Annotated in this window: 12 protein-coding genes; 5 read left to right on the top strand and 7 right to left on the bottom strand. The window is 65.0% G+C overall.

What is annotated here, in order from left to right; translation table 11 throughout:
* Positions 1–26 precede the first annotated feature (26 nt).
* Entirely contained in the window at positions 27–1,280 is a 1,254-nt protein-coding gene (kynU, locus tag N511_RS0103000; protein ID WP_027677937.1) for a kynureninase, read from the bottom strand.
* A gap of 46 nt (positions 1,281–1,326) precedes the next feature.
* Positions 1,327–1,956, bottom strand: coding sequence for an arylformamidase (gene kynB, locus N511_RS0102995; RefSeq protein ID WP_027677936.1), 630 nt, complete (start codon positions 1,954–1,956; stop codon positions 1,327–1,329).
* Between the two features lie 148 nt (positions 1,957–2,104).
* On the opposite strand from kynB, the gene N511_RS0102990 reads away from it, so the two are divergent.
* On the top strand, positions 2,105–2,629 hold the full coding sequence (locus tag N511_RS0102990) for an Lrp/AsnC family transcriptional regulator (protein ID WP_027677935.1): 525 nt from the start codon (positions 2,105–2,107) through the stop codon (positions 2,627–2,629).
* 139 nt (positions 2,630–2,768) lie between these two features.
* Here the strand turns inward: N511_RS0102990 and N511_RS0102985 are convergent, their stop codons facing one another.
* A complete protein-coding gene (locus N511_RS0102985) occupies positions 2,769–3,347 on the bottom strand; it encodes a flavin reductase family protein (RefSeq protein ID WP_027677934.1) in 579 nt (192 codons plus the stop codon).
* A 180-nt stretch (positions 3,348–3,527) separates the two neighbouring features.
* On the opposite strand from N511_RS0102985, the gene msrA reads away from it, so the two are divergent.
* Positions 3,528–4,088, top strand: a complete 561-nt coding sequence (msrA, locus tag N511_RS0102980; protein ID WP_009238772.1) for a peptide-methionine (S)-S-oxide reductase MsrA — start codon at positions 3,528–3,530, stop codon at positions 4,086–4,088.
* Positions 4,089–4,103: 15 nt separating this feature from the next.
* Here the strand turns inward: msrA and N511_RS0102975 are convergent, their stop codons facing one another.
* The 3 genes from N511_RS0102975 to pdxH form a co-directional block, all read right to left on the bottom strand.
* Entirely contained in the window at positions 4,104–5,189 is a 1,086-nt protein-coding gene (locus tag N511_RS0102975; RefSeq protein ID WP_027677933.1) for a DUF72 domain-containing protein, read from the bottom strand.
* Positions 5,190–5,193: 4 nt separating this feature from the next.
* A complete protein-coding gene (locus N511_RS0102970; protein ID WP_027677932.1) occupies positions 5,194–6,414 on the bottom strand; it encodes an SAM-dependent methyltransferase in 1,221 nt (406 codons plus the stop codon).
* A gap of 192 nt (positions 6,415–6,606) precedes the next feature.
* Positions 6,607–7,245, bottom strand: a complete 639-nt coding sequence (pdxH, locus tag N511_RS0102965; RefSeq protein WP_027677931.1) for a pyridoxamine 5'-phosphate oxidase — start codon at positions 7,243–7,245, stop codon at positions 6,607–6,609.
* Between the two features lie 206 nt (positions 7,246–7,451).
* Here pdxH and N511_RS0102960 point away from each other — a divergent pair, with 206 nt between their 5' ends.
* Genes N511_RS0102960 through N511_RS0102950 form a run of 3 tightly spaced genes read left to right on the top strand, consistent with a single transcriptional unit; the run spans position 7,452 to position 10,832 of the window.
* Positions 7,452–7,937, top strand: coding sequence for a sugar dehydrogenase complex small subunit (locus tag N511_RS0102960; protein ID WP_027677930.1), 486 nt, complete (start codon positions 7,452–7,454; stop codon positions 7,935–7,937).
* Positions 7,937–9,547, top strand: a complete 1,611-nt coding sequence (locus N511_RS0102955) for a GMC family oxidoreductase (RefSeq protein ID WP_027677929.1) — start codon at positions 7,937–7,939, stop codon at positions 9,545–9,547. Before N511_RS0102960 ends, N511_RS0102955 begins: the two co-directional genes overlap by 1 nt.
* Before the next feature lies 1 nt (position 9,548).
* Complete coding sequence (locus N511_RS0102950) at positions 9,549–10,832, top strand: cytochrome c (protein WP_027677928.1); 1,284 nt, start codon at positions 9,549–9,551, stop codon at positions 10,830–10,832.
* A 21-nt stretch (positions 10,833–10,853) separates the two neighbouring features.
* Here N511_RS0102950 and N511_RS0102945 read toward each other — a convergent pair whose 3' ends face one another.
* Positions 10,854–13,151 (bottom strand): AsmA family protein, encoded by a 2,298-nt coding sequence (locus N511_RS0102945; RefSeq protein WP_027677927.1) that lies wholly within the window; start codon positions 13,149–13,151, stop codon positions 10,854–10,856.
* Positions 13,152–13,188: the final 37 nt, after the last annotated feature.

Genomic DNA, 13,188 nt, shown 5'->3' with positions numbered 1-13,188 from the left:
CTGCGGGTTGGTTCGGGTTCGACATCTCAGGTCACCAGCGTACGTTCGTTGAATTGGGCCGATTGCCATGCGCCGGTTTCGAGCACATCGCGCAGAATTTCCACGGCATCCCACACATCGGCAAAGCTCGTGTAGAGCGGCGTGAAGCCGAAGCGCATGATGCGCGGCTCGCGGTAGTCGCCGATCACGCCGCGCGCAATCAGCGCCTGCACCACCGCATAGCCGTTGGGGTGTTCGTAGCTGACGTGGCTGCCGCGGATGGCGTGGTCGCGCGGCGTGACGAGCGTGAGCGGAAAGCCTGCGCAGCGCGTTTCCACCAGCGTGATGAAGAGGTCGGTGAGCGCCAGCGACTTGGCACGCAGCGCAGCCATCGACGTCTGCGCGAAGATGTCGAGCCCGCATTCGACCATCGCCATCGACGTGATCGGCTGCGTGCCGCACAGGAAGCGGCCGATGCCGGCGTCGGCGTCGTAGCGCGACTCCATCGCGAACGGCCGCGCGTGGCCCCACCAGCCCGACAGCGGCTGCCAGAAGCGCTCGCGCAGCGCGGGCGCCACCCACACGAAGGCCGGCGAGCCAGGGCCGCCATTCAGGTATTTGTAGGTGCAGCCGATGGCGTAATCCGCGCCGCCAGCGTGCAGGTCGACGGGCACGGCGCCGGCCGAATGCGCCAGATCCCAGATGGCCAGCGCGCCGTGCTTGTGCGCCAGCGCCGAGACGGCGGCCATGTCGTACATGTGCCCGCTCTTGTAGTTCACGTGCGTCAGCATCGTGACGGCGACGTCGTCGCCCAGCGCGCCTTCCAGTTCTTCCGGCGAGTCGATCAGGCGCAGTTTGTAGCCGTCGCGCAGCAGGTCGGCCAGCCCTTCAGCGATGTACAGATCGGTCGGAAAGTTATGCGTTTCCGACACGATGATCTTGCGGGCGGGTGCGTCTTCGCGCTGCACGCGAATCGCGGCGGCCAGCACCTTGAAGAGATTGATCGATGTGGTGTCGGTGACGACGACTTCGTCTTCGCGTGCACCAATCAGCGGGGCAAGCTTGTTGCCCAGGCGGCGCGGCAGCTCAAACCAGCCGGCCTGGTTCCAGCTGCGGATCAGTCCATCGCCCCATTCGTTGGCGACGACTTCCTGCGCGCGGGCGAGCGCGGCTTTCGGGCGGGCGCCCAGCGAGTTGCCGTCGAGATAAATCACGCCCTCGGGCAGCGCAAAGGCGTCGCGCAGCGCGGCGATCGGGTCGGCCGCGTCGCGTTCGACGCAGGCGTTTCGAGTGATGGTCATGTGAATGCCGGGTGAAAAAGGGTGGGTGTTCTGTCGTTTGTGTCGATCAGGGGAGGCTGCGCAGCACGGCGCGCACTGGGCTCGCATCGAGCGTGGCGAACTTCAGTGGCAGGGCGATCAGTTCGTAATCGCCGGCGGGCACGTCGTCGAGCACGAGCCCTTCGAGGATGGCGAGGCCGTGTTTGCCCACGGCGTGGTGCGCGTCCATGGTCTTGGAGGTCTGCGGGTCGAGCGAGGCGGTGTCGACGCCGATGAGCTTGACGCCGTGCGCGGCCAGCAACGCGATGGTCTCGGGCGCAACGGCGGCAAAGTCGTCGTCCCACGCGGTCTGCGGCATCTGTGCGTACGTGCGCAGCAACACGCGCGGCGGTACGTCGGTCAACGCATCACGCACGTGTTCTGGCTCGACGCGCACCACGCCCATGCAGTGGATAACGCGGCACGGGCCCAGGTAGGCGCCCAGCGGCACCTGGCCAATGGCAGCGCCGTCCGCGCGGTAGTGCAGCGGCGCATCGGCATGGGCACCCGTGTGCGGCGAGAGCGTGATGCGCCCGACGTTGACCGGGCAGTCACCTTCGAGCTTCCACGCAATTTCGTGCGAAAACGGCGTGTCGCCGGGCCACGTCGGTGTGGCAGGGGAAAGGGCGGGGCTGATGTCCCACAAAGTGCGTTCCAAGGCGGCTCCAGGGCAGAAAAATCGGGCAATCCGTGCCGAAATGATAGGGAAATCCGCGCGCAATGGGTTTGCATAATCGTGCGTGCCATCTCGGTGGATTCGCATAAAATGCAAAGCAACGACAAGATGGCGCAAGGAAACGCGAAGGATGCAACTCGATACCACCGATCTGCGCATTCTGCAGGTCTTGCAGGATGATGGGCGCATCAGCAACCAGGATTTGGCGGAACGCGTCGCGCTGTCACCGTCGGCTTGCCTGCGGCGTGTGCGGATGCTGGAAGAGGGCGGCGCCATCACCGGTTATCGGGCGCAACTGGGCCGTGCCGCGCTCGGGCTGGAACTGGAAGCGATCGTGCAGGTGTCGATGCGCCAGGACGTGACGGGCTGGCACGAGACGTTCATGGCCGCCGTGCAGAGTTGGCCCGAGATCGTGGCCGCTTACATCATCACCGGGGATTGCAACTACATCCTGCGCGTGCAGGCGCCCAACCTTCAGCACTACTCCGAATTCATCATCGAGCGGCTGTACAAGACGCCCGGCGTGATGGATATCCGCTCGAATATCGTCTTGCGCACCATCAAGGACCGCGAGGGCGGTCTCGCGCTGCTGATGGACGCGCGTGGCGTGCGCCCGCTGGAAGGCGGCGCGACGGACAAGCGCGGGAAGGGCTAACTAGCGCTCCGCCTGCTGGCGTGGGGCAATGTCCCGCTGCAAGCATGCGCGGATAGTGGATAGTGGATAGTGGATAGTGGCCCGTGTCTTGTCGACTGAAGCGGGCCATGGCAGGACGTTACCGCCGCATGACGGCGACTCAGTCGCCGAGGCGGGTGAGCGACGAAAACGCGCCGCGATGAAACACCAGCGGCGCACCCTCCGCGTCGACGACGCCGCAGCGCTCGACTTCGCCCACGAAGATGACGTGATCGCCCTCGTCGTATCGGCTGCGGTTATGGCATTCGAACCAGGCCAATGATTGCGCGAGGATCGGCAGGCCGGTCGGGCTGAGGCGGTAGTCGATGTTGGCAAAGCGGTCGCCCTTGAGCGTGGCGAAGCGCTTGCACAGGTCCAGCTGCTCGGCGGCCAGAATATTGATGACGTAGTGCGAGCCGGCGTGGAACAGCGGGAATGAATTCGCCTGCATGCCCAGACTCCACAGCACCAGCGGCGGGTCCAGCGACACCGAATTGAACGAGCTGGCCGTCACACCGACAAACGCCGGCGTTCCTGGCCGGCCTTCGGAGCGCGTGGTGACCACCGTCACGCCAGTCGCAAACTGGGACAGGGCATGCCGGAAATGCGCGGCATCGAAGTCGGGCGGGGTGGCGCGGCCATGTGGGCGTCGATGTGACGACGCCTCGCGCGCGGAAGATTCCCTGTCGCGCGCATCCATGGGAATGGCTCCGTGTTGGTCCATGAAAACTACCGAAAGTAATGCGCAATTGTAACGGACGACCGATAGGCCGCCCGGACGTAGGGCTTTGCGTGATGCTGCGTCCACATGATGGCGACTGTGTCAGGATTGGCGTCTTCGGCCGACCAATGGCAGCCCAATCAATGCAGGAGAAACCGAATGACTGAACAACGCGCCCTTGAAACCGCCGTCCTGGGCGGAGGCTGCTTCTGGTGCCTGGAAGCCGTGTTCCAGCAGGTGCAAGGCGTGCAGAGCGTGGTGTCCGGCTATGCCGGCGGCCATGTCGATCGCCCGAGCTACCGCGCCGTTTGCAACGGCAATACCGGCCATGCTGAAGTGGTCGCCGTGAAGTTCGACCCGGCCGTGATTCCGTATCGCGAGATTCTGGACATCTTCTTCGCCATTCACGATCCGACCACGGTCGACCGCCAGGGCAACGATGTCGGCCCGCAATACCGCTCGGCCATCTTTGCGCAAACGCCCGAGCAGTTGGCGACGGCGCGCACGGCCATTGCCGAACTGGGCGCCAGCGACATTTTTGAAGCGCCCATTGTGACGGAGCTGGTGGATGCCGCTGACGGCAAGGTGACGTTCTGGCGTGCCGAGGACGAGCACCAGAACTACTTCCGCGACCACCCGGCCCAGGGCTATTGCGCGTTCGTCATCTCGCCCAAGGTGGCGAAGTTCCGCAAGCAGTTCGCGCACCGCTTGCAGGGCTGAGAAAGAGCGCCGAGGCTACGCCGCGTCCGCCGGTAGACGCGCGGCAATGGCCTCGGCCAGCTTGATGCACGACAGCGGTGACGATCCTTCCGCCTTGTTGCTCACCAGGATCGTCACCTTGCGCCCGGCCGCCAGCGCGGCGACGGCCATGTCGGCCAGCGTCTCGCGCGAGAACGGGTCTTCATCGACGAGCTTGTTGAACGGTTTGTACGCCGCTTCGGCCTGTGCGTAGCGATAGCGGCTGTTGAGGTTCCAGCGCACCACCAGCGGGCCGCCCGCGCCTTCATCCAGCAACGCCACGGCGGCGGCTTGCCGGTCCACCGCCGGCATCCGCTCATGCAGCCCGACGCAATAACGCACGCCTGCTGCGCGCAGCATCTTGATGAAGCGCGGCGTGAGCAGCGTGGCGTCGCGCAATTCCACCGTGTAGACGGCGTCGGGATTGCGTTGCGGATCGAGTCGCGGCAACGCGGCCAGGAACGCCTCGAGCCGTTCCACAAAGCCGGCCGCATCTTCGGCCAGCGCCCCCAATGGCGAGAGCTGAAACACCAGCGGCCCGCACCGCGTTCCCAGCCCGCGAGTGGCGGGCTCGACAAAATCGCGGATGGCAAATTCAGCATTCAGGAAGGCGGGATTGGCCATGCGGCCGCGCCCGTCCGATTCCCGAATCCATGCGTCGCATACCGCGGAGGTCGCCTTGACCGCAAAGCGGAAGTCTTCCGGCACGCTGGCCGCATAGGCGACGTAGTCCGCCAGCGGGATCGGCGAATAGAACCCGCGATCGATGCTGACCGTGCGCAGCAGCGGGTGCTGGGCATACGCAGCCAGGCCTTTGCGCGCGAGCATCGAATCGGAGTACTCGCCCGCATACACGAGCCCGTCCCATCCCGGATACGACCACGACGAAGTGCCGATGCGCAGGGCGCGTGGCAACCGCTGCGCGAGTGCCGCCACATCGGGCGCCATCACGGCAGGCTGCACGCCCTGTCGCGCGGGCGAGCGTTTGGCTTTCGGAGCGGAGGTGCCGGGTTCGGCGGTCGCGTTGTCGCTGGCGGCGGGCGGCGCGCCGAACAGATCGTCGATGGGGGAACTGGCGGTCAAATGGTTACGCGTAGATATAGCGGCGCGACCACGGGATCGACGTCGCCGACTTGCCGGCCTTCTGCAGCACGGTCTGGAAGATCGAGATTTCGTCGGCGTCGAAAGCGTGTGCGCAGCCGGCCAGGTAGACGCGCCAGATGCGGTATTTCTTCTCGCCCACCATCGCGCGGATGGTTTCGCCGTTGGTCTCGAAGCGCTCCGCCCAGTGCTCGAGCGTGCGCGCATAGTGGCGGCGCAGGCTTTCGACGTCAAGCGCTTCCAGGCCGCCATCCTGCGCGGCGCTCAGTGCCAACGAGATGTGCGGCAGCTCGCCTTGCGGAAAGACGTAGCGGTCGATGAAATCGCCGCCGCCCATCGAGCTTTCGCCGCCGGCCGGATCGGACGACGTGATGCCGTGGTTCATGGCGATGCCGTCGTCGGCCAGCAGGTCGTGCATGCGGCGGAAATACCCCGGCAAGTTCTTGCGGCCGACGTGCTCGAACATGCCGACGCTTGTGATGCGATCGAACTGGCCGGTGAGGTCGCGGTAGTCCTGGATACGGATTTCGATCTGGTCTTGCAGGCCGGCCGCACGCACGCGTTCGGTGGCCAGGTCGTACTGGTTTTGCGACAGCGTCACGCCCAGGCAGCGCGCGCCGTACTTTTGCGCGGCACGCAGCACCAGCGCGCCCCAGCCGCAGCCGATATCGAGCAGCGTTTGCCCGGGCTCCAGGCGGATCTTCGTGAGAATGTGGTCGATCTTCTTGAGCTGCGCCTCGTCGAGCGTTTCATCGCCGTTCTCGAAGTAGGCGCAGGAGTAGACCATGTTCTGGTCCAGCCACAGCTTGTAGAAATCGTTGGAAACGTCGTAGTGGTACTGGATCGATTCCTTGTCGCCTTCTTTGGTGTGGGCAAAGTGACGCACCACGCGGGCCAGCGCATTGCCGCTGCTGACTGCCGCCGCAGAGGCCAAGCTGTAACCCACGTTGATGATGTCGGCCAACTTGCCGTCCAGGTCGATCTTCTCCTGAACGTAGGCTTCGCCGAGATTGTTGAGGGTCGGGGAAAGCAGCAGCGGCAGGGCGCTCGCTTCGCGCACGGTGAGCGTGACGCGGGGCTGCTCGAAGCGGCCCAATTCGTATTGGTCACCGTTCCATAACCGCAGGCGTACAGGAAGGTTGGCAGACTCGCGGATGTCGTGGATCCACTGCTCGAGCTTGCGGTCAATCGCCTGTTGGAAAAACATGTCGACGCCTCCCTGATCAGTAAAAGTTCGGGACGGCCATCGGATTGCGGCCCGAACGGATCACATTAGCTTACGACAAACTTTCCCATTGTGCTGTGCGGGTCTTAGGGGGCGCGTGCCGGGCCGATCCTTTGGCAGCAAGCGCCGTGCCGGCATGACGCGATGCGCAATAACGTATTGCGCATCCGCCCTCTACGGGGCGAGTCGGACGATCGTCCAGCTGCCGTCAGCCTGTTTCCGGTACTCCAGCCGGTCGTGCAGGCGCGAGGGGCGGCCTTGCCAGAATTCCAGCCGCTCGGGCAGCAGACGGTAGCCGCCCCAGTGGGGCGGGCGCGGCGGAGCGTCGCCAAAGCGCTGGCGATATTCGGCTTCGCGGGCCTCCAGCGTGGCGCGGTCGGGCACTTCGCTGCTTTGTTCCGATGCCCACGCCCCCAGGCGGGAGCCCAGCGGGCGCGAGTGGTAATAGGCGTCGCTCTCTGCGTCGCTCACTTTTTCGACGATGCCCTGGATGCGCACTTGCCGCTCCAGCCCGATCCAGTGGAACAGCAGCGCTGCGCGGGGGTTGGCGGCCAGTTCTTCGCCCTTGTGGCTGGCGTAGTTCGTGAAGAAGGTGAAGCCCCGTTCGTCCAGGTTCTTGAGCAGGACGATGCGGGCCGACGGCTGGCCATGCGGGTCGACGGTGGCGAGCGTCATGGCGTTGACTTCAGCGATCTCGGCCTTCAGGGCCTCGTCGAACCAGCGGCGGAACTGGCGCAGGGGGTTGGCGTCGACGTCGGCGATGTCGAGCGAAGCGCGGGCGTAATCGGTGCGGATATCGGCAATGGAGGTCATGGGCGTGGCGAATGCGGCATGCGAACGGGCCGAGTATAGACAAACACCGCCTGCCGTTATTTGCTCGCGCGCAAAGGAGGCTGGCACGGTTTGCGCTTGCCGCCGGGGGCTGGCGATCCGTTCTGCGCCGCCTATATTGGCTAGTCAAGGGCATCAGGCCGCGGCGCTTGCCATGTCTGCCACAAAAATTTCAACAGGATGTCGAAATGGTCCCCCGTTCCCATGTTCCCGACACCGCCGCTGGCCTGACGCGCCGCCAGTGGCTGCAGGGCACGCTCGCGTTGGCTGCGGCCGGGCTGGCGGGCTCGCAGGTGCTGCGTGCGGTCGCCCAGGCCCCGACTGAATCGCTCGATGCATTCATGGCGTTGTCACAGGCGCTGACGGCACGGCCCGCGCTGGATCGCGGCGTGGGCACGCGGTTGCTGGCCGCGCTGGGCAAATCCAGCGCCGACTTTGCCGCGCAATTGCGGCCGCTGGCGCAGGCACTGGCAGCGGGCTCGCTGTCCGACGCACAGCAGAAGACGGCGCTGCAGATTCTGGAAGCGTGGTACCTGGGTGTGGTCGACGGCAATGTCGTTACGTACGAGCAGGCGCTGATGTACAGCGTGGTCTCCGACACGCTCGTCATCCGCACGTATTGCCCGAACCAGCCCGGCTTCTGGGCCGAGCCTCCTGTCGAGAGGCAAGCCTGATGGCCGATACCCAACAAGCCGATATCGTGGTCGTGGGCTCCGGCGTGGCCGGGGCGCTGGTGGCGTACGAGCTGGCCCGCGCGGGCAAGTCGGTTCTGATGCTCGAAGCCGGCCCGCGCCTGCCGCGCTGGGAGATCGTCGAGCGCTTTCGCAACCAGGCCGACAAGATGGACTTCATGGCGCCATATCCGTCGACGCCATGGGCGCCGCATCCGGAATATGGCCCGCCCAACAACTACCTCGTGCTCAAGGGCGAGCATCAGTTCAACTCGCAATACATTCGCGCGGTAGGCGGCACGACGTGGCACTGGGCCGCATCGACGTGGCGCTTTTTGCCGAACGACTTCAAGCTGCGCAGCGTGTACGGCATCGCGCGCGACTGGCCGATCCAGTATCAGGATCTTGAGCGCTATTACGGCCTGGCTGAGGAGGCCCTCGGCGTATGGGGCCCGAACGACGAAGACCTCGGCTCGCCGCGCAGCCAGCCGTATCCCATGGCGCCGCTTCCGCTGTCATTCAGTGAACGCACGATCAAGGATGCACTCAACGCGCACGACGCGAGCTTCCACGTGGTGACCGAACCCGTGGCGCGCAACAGCCGCCCGTACGACGGCCGCCCGACCTGCTGCGGCAACAACAACTGCATGCCGATCTGCCCGATCGGTGCGATGTACAACGGCATCGTCCACGTGGAGAAAGCCGAGCAGGCCGGCGCGCGGCTGATCGAGAACGCCGTGGTCTTCAAGCTCGAGGTGGGCCCCAACAAGCGCATCGTCGCTGCGCGCTACAAAGACGCGAAAGGCGCCGAGCACCGCGTGGAAGGCAAATGGTTTGTGCTGGCCGCCAACGGCATCGAAACGCCCAAACTGATGCTGATGTCGACCAGCCAGGATTTTCCGAAGGGCGTTGGCAACAGTTCTGACATGGTGGGGCGCAACCTGATGGACCACCCCGGCACCGGCGTGAGCTTCTATGCCGACCGCAAGTTGTGGCCGGGCCGCGGGCCGCAGGAAATGACCTCGCTGATCGGCTTTCGTGACGGGCCGTTCCGCGCCACGCAGGCCGGCAAGAAGCTGCACCTGTCGAACATCTCGCGCATCGAGCAGGAGACGCAGCGCATCTTCAAGGAAGGCAAGCTGATCAAGCCCGCCGAACTGGATGCGCGCATCCGCGACCAAGCCGCGCGCTACGTGCAGTTCGACAGTTTCCACGAGATCCTGCCGCTGCCGGAAAACCGCATCGTGCCGAGCACGACGGAGGTCGACGCCATTGGCATTCCGCGCCCGGAGATCACGTACCACATCGACGACTACGTCAAACGCAGTGCCGTGCATACACGCGAGGTCTACGCAACGGCGGCGCAGGTGATGGGCGGCACCAATGTCGAGTTTCACGACGACTTCGCGCCCAACAATCACATCACCGGCGCCACGATCATGGGTGCCGATCCGAAAGACTCCGTGGTCGACAAGGATTGCCGGACGTTTGACCACCCGAACCTGTTCATCAGCAGCAGTTCCACCATGCCGACGGTGGGCACCGTCAACGTGACGCTGACCATCGCGGCGCTGGCGTTGCGGATCGCCGATCAACTGAAGAAGGAGGCGTGAGATGAAAACGATCGCTTCTTTTTCGCTGCTGTTGCTGACCGGCCTGGTGGCCAATGCCTGGGCGAAGGACACCCCGGCCGACACCGCACAGATCAAACGCGGCGAATACCTCGCCATTGCGGCGGACTGCGCGGCCTGCCATACGGCGCCCGGCGGCAAGCCGTTTGCCGGCGGCCTGCCGATGCAGATTCCGATGCTGGGCACCATTTACAGCAGCAATATCACGCCCGATGAGAAGACCGGCATCGGCAAATGGACCTACGAAGAATTCGAGCGCGCCGTGCGCAAAGGCGTGGACGACGACGGCAACAACCTGTATCCGGCCATGCCGTATCCGTCGTACGCAAAGATCAGCGATGCGGACATGCGCGATCTTTATGCGTACTTCCGCAACGGTGTGACGGCCGTGCAGAACGACCCGCCACAAAGCACGATCCGCTGGCCGCTGAACATGCGCTGGCCGCTCAAGCTGTGGAACCTCATCTTCCTCAAGAGCGAGCCGTACGTTCCGAAGGCCGACAAGTCGCCGACGTGGAATCGCGGTGCGTACCTCACGCAGGGCCTGGCGCATTGCGGCACGTGCCATACACCGCGCGGTTTTGCCATGCAGGAGAAGGCGCTGGACGAGCGCGGCAGCGGCTATCTGGCGGGCTCGACGCTGGCCGGCTGGACGGCGTTCAACATCACCTCGGACCCAACGAGCGGCATTGGCGCATGGAAGCCCGAACAGCTTGTGCAATACCTGCGCACCGGCAGCGTGCCCGGGGTGGCGCAGGCCGCAGGGCCGATGGGCGAAGCGGTGCAGCACAGCTTTTCGAAGATGACGATGCAGGACGTCCAGGCCATCGCCGAATATCTGCGGACGGTGCCTGCGGTGAGCAACAACCTCGAACGCGCACGGCAGGATTGGGGCAAGCCTGCCACCGATGTGACGACGCTGCGCGGCAAGCCCATCGAGACCACCATCGACGCCGCCCGCCTGTATCTCGGCAATTGCGCTACATGTCACCAGGCCGATGGACGCGGCACGCCCGATGGTTACTACCCGCCGCTGCTGCACAACTCCACGGTCGGCACGCGGGATACGACCAACCTCGTGCAGGTCATTCTGTTCGGCATTGACCGCAAGGCGGGCGACCGGCACATCGGCATGCCCGCATTTGGACGCGAGCTATCGAACGAACAGCTGGCTGCGTTGACGAACTACGTTACGCGCCAGTTTGGCGACCCCGCCACACCGGCGGTGACCGCGGAAGCCATCGCCAAGCGGCGTTCAGCCAAGTAGCGCCACCATGCCGGCGGCAGGTCAGCCGCCGGTGGTCAGCGGATCGCGCGACGCGGGTGCGGCGGGGCGGGGTGCAGGACGCTGGGGCGCCCCAGTCTTGCCTGCGTCGGGTTGTGTCGATTTCAACTCGCCTTCCGGCGTGCGCCCCGGCTTCTTGCTGTGATACGTCTGGCCGGGCGGCGGCGCGGTGGGGCGCTGGCGAACATCGGCGAGCAGCTTGCCGCAGGCGCTCTCCGGCGCCGGCTTCAGTTCCAGCACCGGCAATACCGCCGCCACCGGCGCCGTCAGCGCCAGCGCCACTGCACCGCCTGCTCGCAGCGCCACGACGGCCGGATTGACGGACACATCCGGGTGCTTGTACGTGCCTTTCACATACAGCGGCGTGCGCAGCGAAAACACGCGCAGCCCCTTCGAATCCGGGTGGATCGTAAAGTCCAGCGCTTCCTGCTTGAAGCTCGTCGCGCCGGTCACATCGATGACGGCATCCTGCGTATCCACCACGAACGTGCGCGCCTGCGCCAAGCCGTTGCTCACGGCAAAGTCCCCGGCCGCGCAGTTGATGGTGACCTGCTTGTCGCCGAAGAGCTTGGTCAGGATCACGTTGCCGACGTTCAGCCCCATGGCTTCCAGGATGAACTTGCTGATGGTGCCTTGCTCCACCAGGATCTTCACCTCGCCGTTGGACGAACCGAGCAGCGCCGCCACCGAGTTGCCCGTCGCCGAGAGCCGAGCGTCGCCGTTGATTTCGCCAACGCTGGCGCGCACGGATTCGATTTTCGGAAACAGTTGCTTGATCTTGAAGTGTCGTGCCGCCAGCGCCGCGCGCGCCTGCATCGGCGTGGCGTGTCCGTCGAGCTGGATGTTGGACGTGAGCGTGCCGCCCGCAATGCCGAAGTTGAGCGGATCCAGCGTGAGCACCGCGTCCTGCAGCTTGATGTGCGTAACGAGGTGGTTGATCGGCAGGTCGGCAGTCTGGACGATGCGCTCGCCGGTGAACTTCACGTCCGCGTCGATGGCGTTCCAGCGATCGGTGCGGAAGGGCTCGACCGGCAAGACCTTGTCGGCGGGCTGGCGCACGGTTTTGCTGTCGTCGGGGTCGGCGCTCGGGTCGGCACGCTTGGCCTTGCTGGCGTTGGAGTCGGCACCGATGATGGGGGCCAGGTCAGCAAACAGCAATTGATGCGAGACCAGTTCGCCGGTCAGTTGCGGACGCGGCTCGCGCATCGCATAAGTGAGCGTGCCGCCCAGATCGGAACCGCCCACGCGCCCCGTGAATTTCTCGTAGCGCCACGTCGAGCCTTGCTTGCGCAGTTCGCCGATCAGGCGGCCGCGCGTGTCAAACGGCGGCGTGTCAGGCAGCACCACGCCGGTCAGCGGATACAACTGCGCCATGCTTGCGCCCGATAAGTGCAGACGCAAATCGAGCGCCGTCAGGCTGGCAGGATTGGTGAGCGTGCCAGCCAGGTCGATGCGCGTCTTGCCCACTGTCACATCGGCCTGCAGCGGGTAAGGACGTTGGGCGTCCTGCAAACGCAGCACGCCGCCGGCCTTGCCGGTGCCGTTGATGGTGGCGTTGTTGTAGGTGCCCTTGACCGTCCACGCGATGCCATACGGCTGCTGCAGATCCGGCGCGACTGGCGTCTGCGCTGCAGTGTCGGAAGATGCTGCGCCCGAAGCAGCCGGCACCCTGGCGGGCTGGTCCGCGCTCTTGACGACGGTGCCGTTGGCCGCGGTGTACAGCGCCTGGTTGTCGACGGTGTCGATGGTCGCGGTCAGGTGGATGCGCTTGATGTCATCGTCTAGCGCGAGCGAGCCCTTGCTGAATGCGATCTCGCGTAGGTCCAGTTTCCAGTCCGACGGCTTCTTGTCGTCGCCCTCGCTGCCCGCCAGGTTGAATGTCCAGTTGTTGCGGTTCTGCTTGTCGCGCTCCAGCGCAATGGCGGGCGTGTCGAGCGTCACGCTGGGGATAACGATGCGATGCGCCAGCAGCGGCAGCGCCTCCAGCACAAACGTGAGTTGATGGATGGTGGCGACGTGCGGCTGCTTGGCCCAGTCCGGGTTGCCGACCGTGATGTCGTTGGCAATCAATCGCGGCCAGGGCACATACGCGCGCCAGCCGGATTCGCCTTGAGGCTTCTTCCACGAGAGGATCAGGTCGCCGTTGATGGCAAAGGGGCGCCCGATGGCTTGCGAAACGCGGTCATTCAGATAGGGCCTGGCGCGGTTCCAGTCGAACGTCAGCACAAAGATGACCGCCGCTGCCACGATGACGACGGGTGTGATGACCAGTCCGAGGGCGAGTTTGCCGGATGTACGCATCGTGTTTTTGTTGGTATTGGCACAAAAATGCGACTGC

Origin of the sequence: Ralstonia sp. UNC404CL21Col (genome assembly GCF_000620465.1) — a bacterium.
GTDB classification, from domain to species: Bacteria; Pseudomonadota; Gammaproteobacteria; order Burkholderiales; family Burkholderiaceae; genus Ralstonia; species Ralstonia flatus.
This window is presented reverse-complemented; position numbering and strand designations above follow the sequence as displayed.